Origin of the sequence: Pseudomonas sp. (assembly GCF_035277045.1) — a bacterium.
Lineage (GTDB): Bacteria > Pseudomonadota > Gammaproteobacteria > Pseudomonadales > Pseudomonadaceae > Aquipseudomonas.
Map to the genome: position 1 here is coordinate 1 of NZ_DATELE010000239.1, position 18,188 is coordinate 18,188.

General features: G+C 63.4%; 17 protein-coding genes and 3 tRNA genes. 7 read left to right on the forward strand and 13 right to left on the reverse strand.

The genetic code is table 11. The features are described 5' to 3' along the window. The first annotated feature begins 54 nt into the window (after positions 1-54). Both recA and recX read left to right on the forward strand, forming a co-directional pair. A complete protein-coding gene (recA, locus tag VJS90_RS13645) occupies positions 55-1,128 on the forward strand; it encodes a recombinase RecA (protein ID WP_324122178.1) in 1,074 nt (357 codons plus the stop codon). 7 nt (positions 1,129-1,135) lie between these two features. Then, positions 1,136-1,603 carry a recombination regulator RecX gene (gene recX / locus VJS90_RS13650; RefSeq protein ID WP_324122179.1) on the forward strand — a complete coding sequence of 156 codons (468 nt, stop codon included), beginning with the start codon at positions 1,136-1,138 and terminating at the stop codon, positions 1,601-1,603. Between the two features lie 2 nt (positions 1,604-1,605). Here recX and VJS90_RS13655 read toward each other — a convergent pair whose 3' ends face one another. Both VJS90_RS13655 and VJS90_RS13660 read right to left on the reverse strand, forming a co-directional pair. Continuing rightward, a complete protein-coding gene (locus tag VJS90_RS13655; RefSeq protein ID WP_324122180.1) occupies positions 1,606-2,724 on the reverse strand; it encodes an LOG family protein in 1,119 nt (372 codons plus the stop codon). Between the two features lie 187 nt (positions 2,725-2,911). Further along, positions 2,912-3,331 carry a quorum-sensing-regulated virulence factor family protein gene (locus VJS90_RS13660; protein ID WP_324122181.1) on the reverse strand — a complete coding sequence of 140 codons (420 nt, stop codon included), beginning with the start codon at positions 3,329-3,331 and terminating at the stop codon, positions 2,912-2,914. Between the two features lie 201 nt (positions 3,332-3,532). Between VJS90_RS13660 and VJS90_RS13665 the strand changes: the two genes are divergently transcribed. From VJS90_RS13665 to VJS90_RS13675, 3 genes are all read left to right on the forward strand, one after another. Further along, positions 3,533-4,243 (forward strand): tRNA-uridine aminocarboxypropyltransferase, encoded by a 711-nt coding sequence (locus VJS90_RS13665; RefSeq protein ID WP_324122182.1) that lies wholly within the window; start codon positions 3,533-3,535, stop codon positions 4,241-4,243. A 189-nt stretch (positions 4,244-4,432) separates the two neighbouring features. Then, on the forward strand, positions 4,433-5,083 hold the full coding sequence (erdR, locus tag VJS90_RS13670; protein ID WP_324122183.1) for a response regulator transcription factor ErdR: 651 nt from the start codon (positions 4,433-4,435) through the stop codon (positions 5,081-5,083). 74 nt (positions 5,084-5,157) lie between these two features. After that, entirely contained in the window at positions 5,158-5,520 is a 363-nt protein-coding gene (locus VJS90_RS13675; protein WP_324122184.1) for a diacylglycerol kinase, read from the forward strand. A 3-nt stretch (positions 5,521-5,523) separates the two neighbouring features. Here the strand turns inward: VJS90_RS13675 and VJS90_RS13680 are convergent, their stop codons facing one another. Beyond that, the gene (locus VJS90_RS13680) at positions 5,524-6,450 is read right to left on the reverse strand and encodes a LysR family transcriptional regulator (protein ID WP_324122185.1); all 927 of its coding nucleotides are present in this window, start codon (positions 6,448-6,450) and stop codon (positions 5,524-5,526) included. A 119-nt stretch (positions 6,451-6,569) separates the two neighbouring features. Between VJS90_RS13680 and fpr the strand changes: the two genes are divergently transcribed. Further along, a complete protein-coding gene (gene fpr / locus VJS90_RS13685; protein ID WP_324122186.1) occupies positions 6,570-7,349 on the forward strand; it encodes a ferredoxin-NADP reductase in 780 nt (259 codons plus the stop codon). Positions 7,350-7,424: 75 nt separating this feature from the next. Here fpr and tsaA read toward each other — a convergent pair whose 3' ends face one another. The 5 genes from tsaA to rimO all read right to left on the reverse strand — a co-directional run bounded on the left by tsaA (position 7,425) and on the right by rimO (position 11,385). Next, entirely contained in the window at positions 7,425-8,120 is a 696-nt protein-coding gene (tsaA, locus tag VJS90_RS13690) for a tRNA (N6-threonylcarbamoyladenosine(37)-N6)-methyltransferase TrmO (protein WP_324122187.1), read from the reverse strand. Positions 8,121-8,127: 7 nt separating this feature from the next. Next, positions 8,128-8,589 (reverse strand): DUF1456 family protein, encoded by a 462-nt coding sequence (locus VJS90_RS13695; protein ID WP_324122188.1) that lies wholly within the window; start codon positions 8,587-8,589, stop codon positions 8,128-8,130. Between the two features lie 47 nt (positions 8,590-8,636). Next, entirely contained in the window at positions 8,637-9,359 is a 723-nt protein-coding gene (locus VJS90_RS13700) for an rRNA pseudouridine synthase (RefSeq protein ID WP_324122189.1), read from the reverse strand. Positions 9,360-9,468: 109 nt separating this feature from the next. After that, positions 9,469-9,957, reverse strand: coding sequence for a GNAT family N-acetyltransferase (locus VJS90_RS13705; RefSeq protein ID WP_324122190.1), 489 nt, complete (start codon positions 9,955-9,957; stop codon positions 9,469-9,471). A 90-nt stretch (positions 9,958-10,047) separates the two neighbouring features. Further along, positions 10,048-11,385, reverse strand: coding sequence for a 30S ribosomal protein S12 methylthiotransferase RimO (rimO, locus tag VJS90_RS13710; RefSeq protein WP_324122191.1), 1,338 nt, complete (start codon positions 11,383-11,385; stop codon positions 10,048-10,050). A 266-nt stretch (positions 11,386-11,651) separates the two neighbouring features. Between rimO and VJS90_RS13715 the strand changes: the two genes are divergently transcribed. Further along, the gene (locus VJS90_RS13715; protein WP_324122192.1) at positions 11,652-13,550 is read left to right on the forward strand and encodes a potassium transporter Kup; all 1,899 of its coding nucleotides are present in this window, start codon (positions 11,652-11,654) and stop codon (positions 13,548-13,550) included. Between the two features lie 2 nt (positions 13,551-13,552). Here VJS90_RS13715 and VJS90_RS13720 read toward each other — a convergent pair whose 3' ends face one another. The 5 genes from VJS90_RS13720 to VJS90_RS13740 all read right to left on the reverse strand — a co-directional run bounded on the left by VJS90_RS13720 (position 13,553) and on the right by VJS90_RS13740 (position 18,188). Further along, entirely contained in the window at positions 13,553-14,836 is a 1,284-nt protein-coding gene (locus tag VJS90_RS13720; protein ID WP_324122193.1) for a virulence factor family protein, read from the reverse strand. Next, positions 14,836-17,484 carry a bifunctional lysylphosphatidylglycerol flippase/synthetase MprF gene (gene mprF / locus VJS90_RS13725; RefSeq protein WP_324122194.1) on the reverse strand — a complete coding sequence of 883 codons (2,649 nt, stop codon included), beginning with the start codon at positions 17,482-17,484 and terminating at the stop codon, positions 14,836-14,838. The genes VJS90_RS13720 and mprF overlap by 1 nt, the downstream gene beginning before the upstream one ends. 214 nt (positions 17,485-17,698) lie before the next feature. Continuing rightward, positions 17,699-17,775 (reverse strand) — tRNA-Met (locus tag VJS90_RS13730). Between the two features lie 125 nt (positions 17,776-17,900). After that, positions 17,901-17,977, reverse strand: a tRNA-Met gene (locus tag VJS90_RS13735). 134 nt (positions 17,978-18,111) lie between these two features. Then, positions 18,112-18,188 (reverse strand) — tRNA-Met (locus tag VJS90_RS13740).

Genomic DNA, 18,188 nt, shown 5'->3' on the forward strand with positions numbered 1-18,188 from the left:
TACTTATACAGTTATTCAGGCCGCAAGGCCCCAGTCAATTACGTGAGGACTTCAATGGACGACAACAAGAAGCGCGCCTTGGCTGCGGCCCTGGGTCAGATCGAACGCCAGTTCGGCAAGGGCGCGGTCATGCGCATGGGCGACCATGAGCGCCAGGCAATTCCTGCCATTTCCACCGGCTCGCTGGGTCTGGACATCGCCCTGGGCATTGGCGGCCTGCCAAAAGGCCGCATCGTCGAAATCTATGGCCCTGAGTCGTCTGGTAAAACGACCCTGACCCTCTCGGTCATCGCCGAAGCTCAGCGCAACGGTGCAACCTGCGCGTTCGTCGACGCCGAGCACGCCCTCGACCCTGAATACGCAGGCAAGCTTGGCGTCAATGTCGACGACCTGCTGGTCTCGCAGCCAGACACGGGCGAGCAGGCCCTGGAAATCACCGACATGCTGGTGCGTTCCAACGCGGTTGACGTGATCATCGTCGACTCCGTGGCGGCGCTGGTGCCAAAGGCCGAGATCGAAGGCGAGATGGGCGACATGCACGTGGGTCTGCAAGCCCGCCTGATGTCTCAGGCGCTTCGCAAGATCACCGGTAACATCAAGAACGCCAACTGCCTGGTCATTTTCATCAACCAGATCCGCATGAAGATCGGCGTCATGTTCGGCAGCCCGGAAACCACCACCGGTGGTAACGCGCTCAAGTTCTACGCCTCCGTGCGTCTGGACATCCGCCGTACCGGCGCGGTCAAGGAAGGCGACGAGGTGGTGGGTAGCGAAACCCGCGTGAAGGTGGTCAAGAACAAGGTATCGCCACCGTTCCGTCAGGCCGAGTTCCAGATCCTGTACGGTAAGGGCATCTACCGCAATGGCGAGATCATCGACCTGGGCGTGACCCACGGCTTCGTCGAGAAATCGGGTGCCTGGTACAGCTACCAAGGCAACAAGATCGGCCAGGGCAAGGCAAACTCGGCGAAGTTCCTGCATGAAAACCCAGCTATCGGTGCCGAAATCGAGAAGCTGATCCGCGACAAGCTGCTCAACGCCGGTGCTGTTGCCGCCGCCGCGGCAGCAGGCAAGGCCGCCGCGGGTACCAAGGCCGACGACCTGGCTGACGCCGACGCCGGTTTTTAATTGATCCATGTCCGTTGTACTCGACACCCCCGTCGCCGTTCGGCGGACAGCCATGGACCTGCTCGCCCGGCGCGAGCATGGTCGTGTCGAGCTGACGCGTAAACTGCGTCAGCGCGGCGCTACCGACGAGTTGATCGACCCTGCGCTCGATCGCCTTGCCGAGGAGGGACTTCTAAGCGAGGCCCGCTACCTTGAAAGCTTCATCTCCTACCGTTCCAGTTCCGGCTATGGCCCTGCGCGGATCCGCGAAGAGCTGAGCCAGCGTGGTCTCAACCGTGGTGATATCGATCAGGCCCTGCGTGACAGCGGAGTAAACTGGTCAGCCCGGCTTCAGGACGTCTGGCAACGCAAGTATGACGGGCAGCGTCCGCACGATCCGCGCAGCCGGGCGCAACAAACGCGTTTTCTCGCTTACCGTGGCTTCGGGCTGGATATGATCGGCCGCCTGTTGAGCGGCCGAGACCTGGACGATTAGCGTCACGTAACCCTGAGCGCTTCCCGGGCGCGCTGGGTGGTATGCATGGGCTGGGGCTTGGCCCAGTTCTCCGGCAGGTTGATGAAGTCCACCAGCTCGCGCAGGCGCCCTTGATCACGGCCATTGAAGGCAAAGGTCAGGCGCGTCAGGTGACGGAAGTTGCCCTCATCATGCTCGGCACCGGTGTCGGCATGCTGGTGATACTTGCCGCTCAGGCGAAGGTCGGCGAAGCCATCCTGCAGGTCATGCAGCGCCGCGTCGCTGAGTGGATGATGCATGCGCATGACGAACTGGTTTTTCAGCCAGCGGCTGGAGTGATAGTTGCTGTAGAACTGGTTGATTTCCTCCACGGCCTCCTCGGCGCTGTGTACCAGACGCAGCAGCTTCATGTCGCTGGGCAGGATGTACCGGTTTTCTTCGAGCTGGCGGGTGATGAAGTTCAGGCAGTCCTGCCAGAAACTGCCGCCGGGCGAATCCAGCAGGACCACCGGTACCAGTGGACTCTTGCCGGTCTGGATCAGTGTCAGCACCTCCAGCGCTTCGTCCAGCGTGCCGAAGCCACCCGGGCAGAGCACGAGCGCGTCGGCTTCCTTGACGAAAAACAGCTTGCGAATGAAGAAGAAGTGGAAGGGCAGCAGCTTGTCGGTGCCGTCCACTGTCGCATTGGCGTGCTGCTCGAAGGGCAACGTGATGTTGAAGCCCAGGCTGTGCTCCGCCCCCGCGCCTTCATGGGCTGCGGCCATGATGCCGCCGCCAGCGCCAGTGATGACCATCAGGTCAGAGCGCGCCAGGGTGGCGCCCAGCTCGCGGGCCAGGGCATACATGGGGTGCTCCAGGGGCGTGCGGGCCGAGCCGAACACTGTGACTTTGCGCCGGCCTTTGTAGCGCTCCAGCGAACGAAAGGCGTGGTCGAGTTCGCGCAGGGCCTGGAGGGTGATCTTCGCATTCCAGCGATTGCGGTCGTCATGGGCCATGCGCAGAACGGTCAGCATCATGTCCCGGTAAAGAGGAAGGTTGGGGCTGTCGGGTGCGACCAGATGCAGTTGTTCGTCGATCTTGCTCAGGTCGATTCCATTGTCCCTGAAATGGTTGAAGAGCAGCTCGTTAGGTTGATAGGGCATTCAACGTCTCCTTCTGCAGCAAACCTCCGGCCGGGTCGATAACAGGTCCCGGCCGCGCCCTTCGCGGGCTGGAAATCGGGGGTGTTGATATCAATCTAGACCGTGGCGGCTATTCGTGCCCGATGGTTGAGGCAGGATTGCGCGCCGGCAGGGCCGCGGCGCGCGGGAGGCGATCGGGTGGCCCGGTTTACCGCTTTTTGCCACCGGCAGCGCAGCTGGCCGCGTCGAACGGCTGGTCCATGACCGGGCGGTTGCTCTTGTAGATCGTGAAGCGGTACACCAGTACCGCGCCGCGGGACAGCAACTGGCGGAAACCGTTGTTTCTGCACACGCTGTCGCCCAGCTGGCTACGGACCTGTTCCGGATTGGCGAGCATTTTCTCGGCATGGCTTTCGCGCACGCTAAGGTGGTTGATCAAGGCCTTGCCTTCGACCGTGTAACCCTGGTCGAGGATGTCTTCGTTGATAGCGCGTGGGGTGCCGACGCTGCTTTCCTTGGCGACCTTCTGCAATGTTTGGGTGAGCTCATATTCCTGCTTGGACGCCGCCTGGGCAGCGATGGGCAGGGCGAGCAGCAGGCTCAGGGTCGGGATGGTAAGGCGCAGCATGGATCTCTCCTGGTTCGTTGACTGGCGCTTTGACCGGCGCCTGTCGGCGGTGTTCCATGGTTCAAACACCGGATCTTTGATTATAAGTCCCGTGGCATGCCCCCGCACGGCAAATGGCTGGCCCTCTGGTAGACTGCGTGCCTGTTTTCCATCCCGAGTCGCCGCAGTGCCCATCATCTCTGTCCAGCGTGGCTGCACGCCATGAGTCATGCCGTTTCACGCCTGCGCGCCGAGCGCCTGGCGCGTAGCATCAAACCCTTTATCGCTCGCGGTTCGCGGGCCGAGCGCTGCCCCCGCTGCCGTGTGATCCCCAGCCACTGCCTGTGCGCCTGGCGCCCGGCCGTGGGGGCCGACTCAGGCATGTGCCTGCTCATGCACGACACCGAGCCATTGAAACCGACGAATACAGGGTGGCTGATTGCGGACCTGATCGCCGACACCGCAGCCTTCGGCTGGCAACGCACAGCGGTCGACGAGCGCTTGCTGTTGCTGCTCGACGATCCGCGGTGGCAGCCCTACATCGTGTTCCCTGGCGAGTTTGTCGCGCCGCAGCGGGTCGTGACCGAGGTGAACCGCGAGCCGGGCAAACGGCCGTTGTTCATCCTGCTCGATGCTACCTGGACCGAAGCACGCAAGATGTTCCGCAAGAGCCCGTACCTGGAGCGCTTCCCGGTCCTTAGCCTGCAACCGGAGCAGATGTCTCGCTACCGCTTGCGGCGGTCCAAGCGCGATGACCACTTCTGTACCGCGGAGGTGGCGGCCATGTGCCTGGAGCTGGCGGGCGACCAGCAGGCTGCGCAGGCCCTGGATGCGTACCTCGACGTGTTCAGCCTCCACTACCTGAGCGCCAAGCGGCACTGGCCGCTGGATGAACAGGACAGTGTCCATCAGCGTTTGCACACCTTCCTATAGTCCAAGGGGCAGTGGCCATGGATTGGTTCATACTGTCGAAGCTGCCAGCCAGGCAATTGGCTTGACCCTCTCGCCTGCGCTCGGCATCCTTGGCGCCCCAAAAGCAGCCGCATGCCATGAAACAGAGCCGTCCGGCTTTCGCTTTCGCTTGCCCCTTCGCACCTGGCACAGAACAGGATCAACAGATCGATGGCCACACACGAAATCCTGATAGCCGATGACCACCCGCTTTTTCGCAGCGCATTGCGCCAGGCCGTTACCCTCGGCCTCGGGCCTGATGTGCGTCTGGTCGAGGTCGCGAGCATTGCCGAGCTCGAGGCCCGTCTGGCCGAAAAGGCCGATTGGGACCTGGTCCTGCTGGACCTGAACATGCCGGGTGCTTACGGGTTCTCCGGCCTCGTGCTGCTGCGCGGGCAATACCCGCAGGTGCCGGTAGTGATGGTGTCGGCGCAGGAGGAGGCGGCGGTGGTGGTCAAGTCCCGCGAGTTCGGCGCCAGCGGCTTCATTCCCAAGTCCAGCGACCTGACGGTCATCCAGGACGCGATACGCAAGGTGCTTGACGGCGAGGTCTGGTGGCCGCCTCAGGCCTTTGAAAAGGTCGATGTCTCCCCTGAGGCCAAGGCTGCCAGCGAAGGGCTGGCCAGCCTGACACCGCAGCAGTTCAGGGTGCTGACGATGGTCTGCGAGGGCCTGCTGAACAAGCAGATCGCCTATGAGCTGAGCGTGTCGGAGGCAACCATCAAGGCCCATGTGACGGCGATCTTCCGCAAGCTCAATGTGCGTACCCGCACCCAGGCGGCGCTGCTGTTGCAACAACTGGAATCGGTATCCCAGGGTTAAGGCATTTTGCCTTCACGCTTTTTTGACTCCGCGTGCACTAGCCTGCGGCAATTTGACGGGGTGAAGTGAATTCCATGTCGCCATTCAAGGGCCAGACCGGCCTTAAACGTATCTTCAATGCCGCCGGGTATTCCCTCGATGGCCTGCGCGCCGCCTTCAAGGGCGAAGCCGCGTTTCGTCAGCTGGTGCTGCTCAATGTCCTGCTGGTGCCGCTGGCCTTCTGGCTGCCGGTCAGCCGTGCGGAGCGGGCCGTGCTGATTGCCGTGAGCATGCTCGGGTTGATCGTCGAGCTGTTCAACTCGGCGATCGAAGCCGCCATCGACCGCATTTCCCTCGACCGTCATCCGCTGTCCAAGAACGCCAAGGACATGGGCAGCGCCGCGCAGCTGGTGGCCTTGGCCATGATCGCGCTGGTATGGGGCGTGATCCTGCTCTGAACGTCAGGCAATCGGTGGCAGGACGATCTCGTCGCTGCGCCGCACCCCTGCGGTGAAGCTGCGGCACAGGTCGAGAAACTCGCGCATGGCCGAGGTCTGGTACTTCTGCTTGTGCCAGATGAAGTAGAACTGGCGCGCCAGGTCCAGCTCCGGCGTTTCCACTGGCACCAGGCTGCCGCGCCGGAATGCATCGCGCAGGGCCAGGCGGGAGATGCAGCCGATCCCCAGGCCGGACTCTACGGCGCGTTTGATCGCCTCGGTATGTTCGAGCTCCAGCCGGATGTTGAGGTTGGCGCGGTGGTGACGCATCGCCTGGTCAAAGGTCAGCCGGGTGCCAGATCCTTGTTCGCGCAGGATCCAGGCCTCGCGCGAGAGCGCCTCGATGTCTGCCCGGCCAATCCTGGCCAGAGGGTGCTGCGGCGCGCAGAACACCACCAGCTCATCCTCGACCCAGGACTGGACATCCAGGTCCGGATGGCTGCAATCACCTTCGATCAGACCCAGGTCAATTTCGTAGTGCGCTACCTGCTGCACGATATGCGCGGTGTTCTGCACATGCAGTTTGACCTGGCTCTCCGGGTGCTTCTGCATGAAGCTGCCGATGAGCAGCGTGGCCAGGTAGTTGCCGATGGTCAGGGTGGCACCGACCGCCAGCGATCCAAACGCAGACTTGCCATTGAGCAGGTCTTCGATTTCCTTCGCCTGGTCGAGCAGGGCAACGGCCTGGGGCAGCAACTGGTGGCCCAAGGCATTGAGGCTCAAGCGCTTGCCGGCGCGGTCGAACAGCTGACAGCTGGACTGGCGCTCGAGCTCGGTGATCGAGGTGCTGGCTGCCGACTGGGATAACGCCAGCATGCCGGCAGCCCGTGACACGCTCTGGTGCTGGGCGACGGCGACGAATACTTGAAGTTGTCTTAGAGTAAATCGCATATCTATATAACCGATAACACATATCTTGATAATTCATTTAACAGATATTGTCGCTGCCACTACACTATCGCGCAATCGCGCTCTTGGTCAGCGCAGCGTTTTTCTTCAGGAGCCTGTACATGAGCAACATGAACCACGAACGTGTCCTCAGTGTTCATCACTGGAATGACACCCTGTTCAGCTTCAAGTGCACCCGCGATCCAGGTCTGCGCTTCGAGAACGGTCAGTTCGTGATGATCGGCCTGCAACAGCCTAACGGCCGCCCGCTCATGCGTGCCTACTCGATCGCCAGCCCTAACTGGGAAGAGCATCTGGAGTTCTTCAGCATCAAGGTGCCGGACGGCCCGCTGACTTCCCAACTGCAGCACCTGAAGGAAGGCGACGAGGTCATCATCAGCAAGAAGCCTACCGGCACGCTGGTCCTTGACGACCTGAACCCGGGCAAGCACCTGTACCTGCTGAGCACCGGCACCGGCCTGGCGCCCTTCATGAGCGTCATCCAGGATCCGGAAACCTACGAGCGCTTCGAAAAAGTGATCCTGGTCCACGGTGTGCGCTACGTCAACGAAGTGGCCTACCGCGAGTTCATCACCGAGCACCTGCCGCAGAACGAGTTCTTCGGCGAAGCCCTGCGTGACAAGCTGATCTACTACCCGACCGTTACCCGCGAGCCGTTCGAGAACCAGGGCCGCCTGACCGACCTGATGCGCAGCGGCAAGCTGTTCAGCGACATCGGCCTGCCACCGATCAACCCGCAGGACGACCGCGCGATGATCTGCGGTAGCCCAAGCATGCTCGACGAGACCAGCGAAGTGCTCGACAGCTTCGGCCTGAAGATTTCCGCGCGCATGCGTGAGCCGGGCGACTACCTGATCGAGCGCGCCTTCGTCGAGAAGTAAGCGGCGCGGTTCCACAAAAAACGCAGACCTTGGTCTGCGTTTTTTTTATCCGAAAGTCCCTGTTGAGCCATTGATTCAGGCGTCAGGCACCACTTCGATCACCTGGATTCTGTCCGGCCGAGGATAGTGCCAGCGCACCTGCACATCCCAGAATTTCACGCCATAGACCCGCTCTGGTGCCGGTACCTGATACGCTGGCCGCGGGTCCTGCGCCAGGCACTGCTCGATCAGCTCGACCAGCGGCTCACCCAGGCGCAGTGCTTCAGCCCGCGCCTGGAGCAGGGCAGCATCGCTCCATTGCACGTCGATGCCCGGCGGTGCTTCGCTGGCCATCTGGTTGCGCGCGTCGGCGATGCAGTCGGCATAGGGCACGTATGGCTTGATGTCCAGCACCGGCGTGCCATCAAGCAGGTCGATCCCCGATAGCAGCAGACGCCCGGGCTGCACGCCCTCCAGGCGCACCACCGACTGGCCGATGCCGTTGGGACGGTGTGTGGCGCGCGTGGCGAACACCCCCATCGACTTGTTCCCACCGAGCCTCGGTGGGCGTACTTTCAGGCGTGGTTTGTCTTCCAGTGCCTGGTGAAACAGGAACAGCAGCCACACATGGCTGACCTGCTCAAGGCCTGCCACGGCATCACCCTGGTCGAACGGCGGCAGCAGCTCGAGCACCCCGCGGGCAGCCGGAGCCAGTTGCGGCTGCCTGGGAATGGCAAACTTTTCCTTGAAGCAGGAACGGACGATACCGACCGGTGACACGCTGTGGTTCATTGTGGGATCAGCCGCGGACACGCAGGGTCAGGCCCTTGAGGAAGTTGCGCAGCAACTGGTCGCCGCAAGGACGGTAGTTTTCATGACCGACCTTGCGAAACAGCGCGCTCAGCTCGGGCTTGGATACCGGAAAGTTGGCTGCCTTGAGCACCGCGTGCAGGTCGTCTTCCTTGAGCTCGAAGGCGACGCGCAGCTTCTTGAGGATGCTGTTGTTGGTCACCGGCACTTCAACCGGCAGCGGCGGGCGGCTTTCGTCCCGGCCCCGCTTGTGGATCACCAGCCCGTCGAGGAAATGGGCCATGACCCGGTCAGGGCAGCGCACGAAGCCCGGCTCCTCTTCCTTCCTGAGGTAGGTGGCCACGTCTTCAAGCGAGACCTTCAGGCCCGAGAGGCCGATGATCCCGACCATTTGGGCGTCGTTGACGTTGATCATGTAGCGCAGGCTGCGCAGTACATCGTTGTGATTCATAAAACAATCCTGTTCAGGCGCCGCGCCTGCGTGGCGCGGCCTTGTTGCTAAAACTTCTGGGTGCTTGCCACGTAGCGCCACTGGCCGAGCGGCAGCTTGCCCATGCTGACGCCGCCCAGGCGGATGCGGCGCATGCCAATCACTTCAAGGCCAAGGCTTGCGCACAGCTCGGCGATCTGGCCTTGCTGGGGGTTCTTCAGCGCCAGGCGCAGGTGGGTTTCGTTCTGCCAGCTGGCCTTGGCCTTTGGCAGCTCACGGCCTTTGCGCACCACGCCACGGGCCAGGCGCTCAAGTGCCTGGGGCGAGGCCTGGCCACGCACCTCGACGATGTACTCCTGCTCCAGGCGGGCAAGGTCGGAACTGATCTTGCGGGTTACCCGCCAATCCTGGGTAAAGACCTGCAAGCCGCTGGCGCCGTGTTGCAACGGCGCGACGCACTCCTGGCGCAGGAAGTGGCCGTGCAATGGGCGCGGGGCCTGCGGCTGGCCTGGCGTCTGGATGTCCGAGAAGGTGGACATGCCAATGCTCGCGCGGGCGGTCTCGACATCCAGGGCCGCCGGTTGGTTGAGCAGCAGCGTCACCGGCTCCAGCGCTTCGGCGCGGGCCCCGGGCAGCAGCTCGACGCGCTGGTCTTCGACCTTGAACTGTGGCTGCTCGACCACGACGCCGTCAACCGAGACCCAGCCTCCCTCGATATACAGCTCCGCCTCACGGCGGGAGCAGCCGAGCTGTTCGATGAGGCGTTTGGAGAGGCGGACAGGTTCGGACATGAGTACGGTCGCAGTGCAGGGGATAAGGCGCCCATTGTACCTGCACGAACCGCCTTGGGGCCGGGAACCTGCACGCTTTCCGCGGTTTATCGGTCCGGTGGAGCTTTTTTCAGGCGGTGCCGGCCGCTCCCTGTTCCTGATCCGAGGGCTGTGCGGGAATCAACCGCATGTGCAGCAAAGGATAAGGCTGCCCGAGGCCATCCGTTTCCGCGCGGCCTGTCACCTCGAAGCCCTGGCGCTGGTAGAAGGCAAGCGCATGGGCGTTCTGCTCATTCACGTCCAGGCTCCGGGCGTCGAGTTCCTGGACGGCGTGGCGCAGCAGGCGCTTGCCGATGCCCCGGCCGTGGTCTTGCGGCGCCACGAACAGCATGTCGAGCCGGCCGTTGGCGACCCCGGCGAAACCGCAGATACGCGAGCCTTCCTTGCAGCAGACCAGCATGACCGCGTCCAGGTATCGGCCCAGCACGTGGTCGCGCAGCACCTGGATGTAGTAGTCGGGCAGAAAGTCATGGGACGCGCGCACCGAGGCCTCCCATACCCGGGTCAGCTCAGGGTAGTCGCTCAGGTGGGGCGTCTGCAGGGTCAGCGGGCAGGGCATGGGCCATTTCCTCCGGGAACAGGATGAGAAGAAACCATAGATGCAAAAAAAAGCCCCGCCAATGGGCGGGGCCTGTTGCCTGGGAGCGCCTTAGACAGGCTCGGCCCACAGGTCGTACTCATCGGCATCGACAACCCGGCAGCGCACCTTGTCGCCTGGCTTGAAGCCGTGGTCGCCATCGATGAACACGCTGCCGTCGATTTCCGGGGCATCGAAGAAGCTGCGGCCGACCGAGCCTTGCTCTTCGACTTCGTCGATGAGTACCTCGATCTCACGGCCGATGCGCTGTTGCAGGCGGGCGGCGCTGATGGCCTGCTGGTGAGCCATGAAGCGGTCCCAGCGGTCCTGCTTGATGTCGTCCGGCACCTCGGCGAGGCCCAGGTCATTGGCCGGAGCGCCCTCGACCGGCGAGTACTGGAAGCAACCGACGCGGTCGAGCTGGGCTTCGGTGAGCCAGTCGAGCAGGTACAGGAAGTCCTCTTCGGTCTCGCCCGGGAAACCGACGATGAAGGTCGAGCGGATGATCAGTTCGGGGCACTGTTCGCGCCACTTCTTGATGCGCGCCAGGGTCTTGTCCTCGAAGGCCGGGCGTTTCATGGACTTGAGCACTTTCGGGCTGGCGTGCTGGAACGGGATGCCCAGGTACGGCAGGATCTTGCCGGCGGCCATCAGCGGGATCACGTCGTCGACGTTCGGGTAGGGGTACACGTAGTGCAGGCGAACCCAGGCGCCCAGGCTGCTCAGCGCCTCGCACAGCTCGAGCATGCGGGTCTTGACCGGGCGGCCGTTCCAGAAGTCGGTCTTGTACTTGACGTCGACACCGTAGGCGCTGGTGTCCTGGGAGATCACCAGGATTTCCTTGACGCCTGCCTTGACCAGGCGCTCGGCCTCGCTCAGCACTTCACCGACCGGACGGCTCACCAGCTTGCCGCGCATCGACGGGATGATGCAGAAGCTGCAGCTGTGGTTGCAGCCTTCGGAAATCTTCAGGTAGGCATAGTGGCGCGGGGTCAGCTTGACGCCCTGGGGCGGCACCAGGTCGATCAGCGGGTTGTGGTCCTTGCGTGGCGGGACAACCTCGTGGACCGCATTGACCACCTGCTCGTACTGCTGGGGACCGGTGACCGAAAGCACGCTGGGGTGCACATCACGGATGCTGCCTTCTTCCACGCCCATGCAGCCGGTGACGATGACCTTGCCGTTTTCCTTGATGGCTTCGCCGATCACTTCGAGGGATTCGGCCTTGGCGCTGTCGATGAAGCCGCAGGTGTTGACCACCACGACATCGGCGTCCTCGTAGGTGGGCACGACTTCATAGCCTTCCATGCGCAGCTGGGTGAGGATACGTTCGGAATCGACCAGGGCCTTGGGGCAGCCCAGGGATACGAATCCTACCTTTGGCGTGGTGGGCGTAGGGGTGGTGGACATGACTAACCTCGGTATTGAATAAGGCTGCCCGGTGTCGATGACGGGGCAGTCCTGATGGGCGCTGTGCGCGCCTCTGATCAAAAAGTGCGCAATTCTAGCGAGCGCAATGTCACTTGACCAGCAGAAAAGCGACGAACGCTGCGCTATGCTTCGCGGCGTTGTGACGTCACGGTCCGGCGTCCCGGCACAAGGCCGCTCCCACAAGGGGGCGGTGTGGACCAAAAGGCAAGTGTGGCCCGATTCCGGGCCGTTCGTGGGAGTGGTCGATGGTTCAGGCAAGCAGTCAGGCCGATACCGGGCACAAGGCGGCGAAGCCGTTGAGCCTGCTGGTGGCAGCTGTCGGGGTGGTCTATGGAGACATCGGCACCAGCCCTTTATATACCCTCAAGGAAGTCTTCTCTGGCGGCTATGGCGTGCCGGTCACCCATGACGGCGTGCTGGGCATCCTTGCCCTTATCTTCTGGTCGCTGGTCTGGGTGGTGTCGTTCAAGTACATGGTGTTCATCCTGCGCGCCGACAACCAGGGCGAGGGCGGGACAATGGCACTGACCGCCCTGGCGCGGCGGGCTTCGGCGCCATACCCCAGGTTGCGCATGCTGATGGTCGCGTGCGGGTTGATCGGCGCCGCGCTGTTCTACGGCGACAGCATGATCACCCCGGCGATCTCGGTGCTCTCGGCGGTGGAAGGCATGGGTCTGGCGTTTGACGGCATCGATCACTGGGTGGTGCCCATCGCCGTGGTGGTGCTGGTGGCGCTTTTCCTCATCCAGAAGCATGGCACCGCGCGCATTGGCATTCTGTTCGGGCCGGTGATGGTCACCTGGTTCCTTGTGCTGGCCGCCCTTGGCGTGCATGGCGTCCTGCAGAGTCCCGAGGTGCTCCGGGCGCTGAACCCTGCCTGGGCGGTGCGGTTTTTCATCGTTCACCCTGGCATCGGCGTGGCGGTGCTCGGTGCCGTGGTGCTGGCGCTGACAGGCGCCGAGGCGCTGTATGCCGACATGGGCCATTTTGGGCGCAAGCCGATCGCCCGGGCCTGGTTTGCCCTGGTGCTGCCAGCGCTGGTGCTCAACTATTTCGGCCAGGGCGCGATGCTGCTGCAGAACCCCGAGGCGGCACGCAACCCGTTCTACCTGCTGGCGCCGAGCTGGGCGTTGCTGCCGTTGGTGGGCCTGTCCACCCTGGCCACGGTGATCGCCTCGCAGGCGGTGATCTCGGGGGCCTTCTCGCTGACGCGGCAGGCGATCCAGCTGGGCTATATCCCGCGCATGCAGATCCAGCATACCTCCAGCCATGAGCAGGGCCAGATCTATATCCCCGCGGTGAACTGGGCGCTGATGGTCGGGGTGGTACTGCTGGTGCTGGGCTTCGAGTCTTCCGGTGCGCTGGCTTCGGCCTACGGGGTGGCGGTGACCGGGACCATGTTGATGACGACGATCCTGGTGTCGTCGGTCATGCTGCTGCTATGGAAATGGCCGCCGGTACTGGCGGTGCCGGTACTGGTAGGCTGCCTGTTGGTCGATGGCCTGTTTTTCGCCGCCAACGTGCCCAAGATCGTGCAGGGCGGGGCCTTCCCGGTACTGGCGGGAATCGTGCTGTTCGTGCTGATGACCACCTGGAAACGCGGCAAACAGATCCTGGTGGAGCGTATCGACGAGGGCAGCCTGCCGCTGCCTCTGTTCATCAGCAGCATCAGTGTGCAGCCGCCTCACCGGGTGGAGGGTACCGCGATCTTCCTTACCGCCCGTCCGGATGCCGTGCCTCACGCGCTGTTGCACAATTTGCTGCACAACCAGGTGCTGCACACACAGGTGGTGCTGTTGACCGTGGTCAACGAGGACCGTCCCCGTGTGCCGCCCCAGGAGCAGTTCGAAGTCGAATCCTATGGCGAGGGTTTTTTCCGCGTGCTGCTGCATTTCGGCTTCATGGATGAGCCGGATGTGCCCGCGGCGTTGAAGTTGTGCCACGAGCCATTGTTGGATTTCAGCCCCATGCGCACCACCTACTTCCTGAGCCGCGAAACGGTGATCGCCGCGCGGCTCGAAGGCATGGCCCGCTGGCGCGGGGCGCTGTTTGCCTTCCTGCTGAAAAATGCCAACGGCAACCTGCGTTTCTTCAACCTGCCGCTGAACCGGGTGATCGAGCTGGGGACCCAGGTGGAGATCTGAGCTCAGGAGCTGCTCTTGCCCTGGCGCCGCTCGATCTCGCCGATCAGGCGCTTGGCCAGGGCAGGGTAGTCCTCGTCGAAATGATGGCCACCTGGCAGCCTGACCCGTTCGCCGACTGCCGTGTGCTCGGTGCAGCCGCTCTCATCGTCTTCTTCCTCGCCATAGATGCACACCACTTTGGAAGCTGGCAGCCTGGCCATTTCCGGGCCGGTCGGCGCCTCCTTGCCAGCGTTGCCCAGCCAGCCCTCGACCTCGATCTCGAAACTGCCGCTGCGGGCGAAGGCCAGCAGGATTACAGCATCGACGCGTTGCTGGTCGTCGGCGGACAGCCGGTTGTAGATGGCCGGCAATACATCGGCGCCAAACGAGTAGCCGGTAAGGACGAAACGTTTGGTTCCCCATTTCTGACGATAATGCTGCATCAGTTCCGATAGGTCGGCGGCGCTTTGTTCAGGCGTCTTGTGCTGCCAGTAATAGCGCAGGGTGTCGATGCCAACCACCGGATAGCCCAGCTTGGCCATCTCGCCGGCGACGTCCCGGTCCAGGTCGCGCCAGCCGCCATCGCCCGACAGGAACAGGGTGACGGTGTCGGTGGTCTGACCGGCGGGCACTTCGACCACCGGGATGTCCAGGGCGCTGCCGTCGCGTCCCACCAGGGCCTGGGTCAGTTGGCCCTTGAGCACCTGTGGCAGATGGATGTCGTAGTCGCTGATGCTGGTCTCGGCGTTGGCCTGTTCGCGCACGAAGGCGGCGCTGGCGTCATCCGGGTTGTCGTTCCAGGCCACGCTCCAGTGACCGTGCGGAGCGGTCTTGGGCAGGGCGCTCGGGCAGCCGGGTTGCTCCAGGGCAAAACCCACGGAGATGGCGCTCGCATGGTCGCTTGATTGCCCGGCCAGCCAGCGCCAGGCCTGGGCGGCACCGGGACCGATGCCAGCCACCAGGGTCGGTGCCGCGGACAGGTGCCCAATGGCCTGCTGCATCACCTGCTGCTGCTTGAGGCAGTCATCCGACGGCAGGGTTACCTGGACCAGCTGGGCCTGGCCGGCCTGGCTCAGGTCGAGCAACTGGCGGTCGCTCAGGTGCTGGCCGGGCGGAACCGCAATCGCCACCCGGGCCTTGGCCTGGGTGCCAGGCGTGACGAGGGTCAGGCTGCTGCCGTCGTCGAGGGCAAGGTGCTCCAGGTGAGCCTGCGGCGCTGGGCGTGTCCACAGCCAGAAGCCGAGGGTCGCCGCGAGCAGGGCAAGCAGCAGGGCAACCAATACATGCAACCAATAGCGTCGAATCATCAGCGTTTTACCAGTCCAGTCAGGCCGCCGGCAATCAGGGCGGCGGTATCGGCCAGTGCCACCAGCGGGTCTAGCCCGGCTGGCACGGCCATGTATCGAGGTTCCCAGTCCGGCTGGAACTTGTCCTTGAAGCGCCGCAGGCCCTGGAAGTTGTAGAGCTGCTCGCCGCGCTGGAAGACCATCGAGCCCAGACGCTGGGTCAGCGGCGCGCCGCGGCGTGGTTGCAGGCCCGAGAGCGGTACCATGCCCAGGCTGAAGCGCCCGTATTCATGGGCCTTGTAGTGCAGTATGAGGCCGATCATCATGAACTCCATGGTCAGCTTCGGCGCCTGAGGGTGAGCGCGCATCAGGTCCAGGCTGGCCAGCTCGCGGCCCTGGGTTTCCAGCAGGTTGGCGAAGGCCACGGGCCGGCCCTGGAAGCGGATCAGGGCAATGCGGAAGTGCGCCAGGTATTCAGGGCTGAAGCGGCCGAGCGAGAAGCCTTTCTCGCGCACGTTCTTGCCGCCGAGCCAGGCGTCGGAGATGGCCTTTAGCTCCTCTAGCGGGGCCTGTCCCGGCTCGTGAATCTCAAGGCTCAGCCCGTCCCGCCCGCCGCGGTTCCAGGTGTAGCGCAGGTCTTTCATCTCCTTGCCCTTGGCCTCGAGGTCGAAGCGGCGCAGGTCGACCCGGGCTTCCTCGCCCAGCTTGATCGCGGTCAGGCCTATGTCCATGTAGAACGGCAGATTTTCGGCGCGAACCTGGTAGAACACGGGGCGGGCGTGATGGACATCGCACAGGTCGCGAAATTGCCAGATCATTTCCGCGCGCTCTTCGGCCGGTCCGATCGGATCGTAAAGCGCCACCAGGCTGCGCCCGCGCCGCGCATACATCAGGAAGGCATTGCCTTGGGGGTGGAACAGCAGCGCCTTGTCGCCGGTCAGGGCCAGGCCGCCGTCGGGCTGCTCCGACGCGAGCAGGATCTGTCGCGCCCGCTGCAATTCATCACCGTTGGGCAGGTGGATCACCGGACGCGCCGTGCGCAACAGCCACGTCAAGGCCACCGCCACCAGCAAGATCGCGCTTCCCAGTGCCGAGCGCAGCCCACGAGGCGCATCGGCATCCAGGGTAAATTGCCACCAGAGTTGGTGGCTGTAAGGCACATCCTGGTAGGCGAACAGCAAGAGCCAGATCGAGGCACCGACCACGCAGGCGCTGGCAACGACATACACCGGCGAGAAGGGAAGTTCGAGCAGGCGGCTGGGGCGGTAGAACGAGCGGCGGAAGAGGGCCAGCAGGCAGGCCGTGGAGGTCAGGATGCACGCCTCTTCCCAGTCGAAGCCTTTGAGCAGCGACAACAGCGCCCCCAGCAGCAGCAGCACCGTGGTCAGCAGCCATGCCGCCGACAGGCGCCGGCGCAGACCTTGCGCCAGCAACAGGCAAAGTACGCCGATGAGGCTGGCGCCGAAGTGCGAGGCGTCGATCAACCGGTGCGGCACCAGGAAACCCATGTGTTCAAGGCGCGTGTCGATTTCCGGGGTGGCCCCGGAGAACAGCAGCACCACGCCCGAGAGAAACACCAGCACGGCCAGGACAGGGGCCGCCAGCCCTGATGCAGCCTTGATCGCCTGCCGGGCAAACAGCAGGCGACGCGCCTCGTTGGCCAGCAACAGCGCGCAAGCCAGCAGCAGCGGCAACACCACGTAGATGAGGCGGTACATCAGCAGCGCTGCCGCCAAGGGCGCCGCGCCGAGCTGATTGGCGAAGGCTGCCAGCAAGATCGCCTCGAACACGCCCACGCCACCTGGCACATGGCTGAGCACGCCTGCCGCCAAGGCTAGAAGGTACACCAGTACAAACGCCGCGAAAGGTGGCGCTTCGGGCAGCAGCAGATATAGCACGGTGGCTGCCGCCGCCACGTCCAGGGCGGTGATCAGCAATTGCAGGGCAGCCAAGCGCGCCGAGGGTAGCCGCAGGGTCCTGCGTCCGAGCTGGACCAGCAGGTTGTGCCTCAGTGTCTGCTCGGGCAGGCGTCGTCGATAAAGGCTGTAGAGCAGGGCGGCGGTCAGTGCCAGGACGGCGACCGCCACCGCGCCCAGGAGCGTCGACGGCAGGCCCAGCGCCGTGGCCGCTGCAGACAGGTCGAGCAGCGCCGCGAGCGCCGCCAGTGGCGGCAGGGCGCAGCCCAGTGAGAGGCTGGCGAAAACCGTCATGCGGGCGATTTCACCCGCACCGAGTCCATGCCGGCTATACAGGCGATAGCGCACCGAGCCACCTGAAAGCATGGACAGGCCGATGGCGTTGCCGATGGCAAAAGCGCTGAAGCCGCCCATCGCCAGTGTCGCGGGGGGCAGCGTTACCGAGGCGTAGCGGCTGGCCGACCATTCATAACCCAGCAGGATGACGAAGCCGACGGCTGTCGCCAGCAAGGCGCCGGCCATGGCACTGGCGGGCATGCCGAGCAAGGCATCGTGCAAGGCATAGATGTCCAGCTCGCTCAGCAAGTGCCGACAGGCGACCAAGGCAATGGTGAACAACAGCAATGTCAGCCCCAGGCCCAGGGGCTGGCGGTATTTGCTCAGCCGTTCCAGCCAGGGCAGCTTGGTCGCAGCCGCAGGCAGGGCTGCGGTGACCGGAGCGGGTGCGGGTGCATCGGTACGGGGAGAGTTCATCAGCACCTCACGCCAGGCATGAGGTAGGGGGGAGAGGCGGGCAAGTGGCAATTCCTGTGGGAATACTCGTGCCAGCAATAGTAGCTTGCGTCTCGGGAGCGACGTGCTTAAAGAAGTTTCATGATCGCCGCCGCGGGAAAGCCCACGGTTTCAGCGCCTCAGAAACAACAAACCCCGCACTGCTGAAAGCAGGCGGGGTCTGTTCTGACGAATATGGTTGCGGGAGCCGGATTTGAACCGACGACCTTCGGGTTATGAGCCCGACGAGCTACCAGACTGCTCCATCCCGCGTCAGAGGGGCGCATTCTACAGCTCTGCGCCGGAAGGTCAACCTTGATGATCGATTTATCGTAAATAACTTTATCGACGGACACAAAAAAGGCCGCTGCCGAGGCAGTAGCCTTTTTGTTGAATCTTGGTTGCGGGAGCCGGATTTGAACCGACGACCTTCGGGTTATGAGCCCGACGAGCTACCAGACTGCTCCATCCCGCGTCTGTGGGGCGGATTCTACAGGGATGAGCGACAGCGTCAATCTAAATAATTGAATTGTCGAAAGTTTTTCCCAGGGTGTATCTCGGAAACAACAAAAAAGGCCACTGTCGAGACAGTGGCCTTTTTCTTGAATCTGGTTGCGGGAGCCGGATTTGAACCGACGACCTTCGGGTTATGAGCCCGACGAGCTACCAGACTGCTCCATCCCGCG

Excerpts from the sequence above, each read along its gene's own strand:
- VJS90_RS13720 (WP_324122193.1), bottom strand. The coding sequence starts at position 14,836 with ATGATTCGACGCTATTGGTTGCATGTATTGGTTGCCCTGCTGCTTGCC.
- fpr (WP_324122186.1), top strand. The coding sequence starts at position 6,570 with ATGAGCAACATGAACCACGAACGTGTCCTCAGTGTTCATCACTGGAAT.
- VJS90_RS13660 (WP_324122181.1), bottom strand. The coding sequence starts at position 3,331 with ATGCTGCGCCTTACCATCCCGACCCTGAGCCTGCTGCTCGCCCTGCCC.
- VJS90_RS13695 (WP_324122188.1), bottom strand. The coding sequence starts at position 8,589 with ATGAATCACAACGATGTACTGCGCAGCCTGCGCTACATGATCAACGTC.
- VJS90_RS13675 (WP_324122184.1), top strand. The coding sequence starts at position 5,158 with ATGTCGCCATTCAAGGGCCAGACCGGCCTTAAACGTATCTTCAATGCC.
- erdR (WP_324122183.1), top strand. The coding sequence starts at position 4,433 with ATGGCCACACACGAAATCCTGATAGCCGATGACCACCCGCTTTTTCGC.
- VJS90_RS13655 (WP_324122180.1), bottom strand. The coding sequence starts at position 2,724 with ATGCCCTATCAACCTAACGAGCTGCTCTTCAACCATTTCAGGGACAAT.
- VJS90_RS13680 (WP_324122185.1), bottom strand. The coding sequence starts at position 6,450 with ATGCGATTTACTCTAAGACAACTTCAAGTATTCGTCGCCGTCGCCCAG.
- VJS90_RS13715 (WP_324122192.1), top strand. The coding sequence starts at position 11,652 with ATGGTTCAGGCAAGCAGTCAGGCCGATACCGGGCACAAGGCGGCGAAG.
- VJS90_RS13705 (WP_324122190.1), bottom strand. The coding sequence starts at position 9,957 with ATGCCCTGCCCGCTGACCCTGCAGACGCCCCACCTGAGCGACTACCCT.
- VJS90_RS13700 (WP_324122189.1), bottom strand. The coding sequence starts at position 9,359 with ATGTCCGAACCTGTCCGCCTCTCCAAACGCCTCATCGAACAGCTCGGC.
- recX (WP_324122179.1), top strand. The coding sequence starts at position 1,136 with ATGTCCGTTGTACTCGACACCCCCGTCGCCGTTCGGCGGACAGCCATG.
- mprF (WP_324122194.1), bottom strand. The coding sequence starts at position 17,484 with ATGAACTCTCCCCGTACCGATGCACCCGCACCCGCTCCGGTCACCGCA.
- VJS90_RS13665 (WP_324122182.1), top strand. The coding sequence starts at position 3,533 with ATGAGTCATGCCGTTTCACGCCTGCGCGCCGAGCGCCTGGCGCGTAGC.
- recA (WP_324122178.1), top strand. The coding sequence starts at position 55 with ATGGACGACAACAAGAAGCGCGCCTTGGCTGCGGCCCTGGGTCAGATC.
- rimO (WP_324122191.1), bottom strand. The coding sequence starts at position 11,385 with ATGTCCACCACCCCTACGCCCACCACGCCAAAGGTAGGATTCGTATCC.
- tsaA (WP_324122187.1), bottom strand. The coding sequence starts at position 8,120 with ATGAACCACAGCGTGTCACCGGTCGGTATCGTCCGTTCCTGCTTCAAG.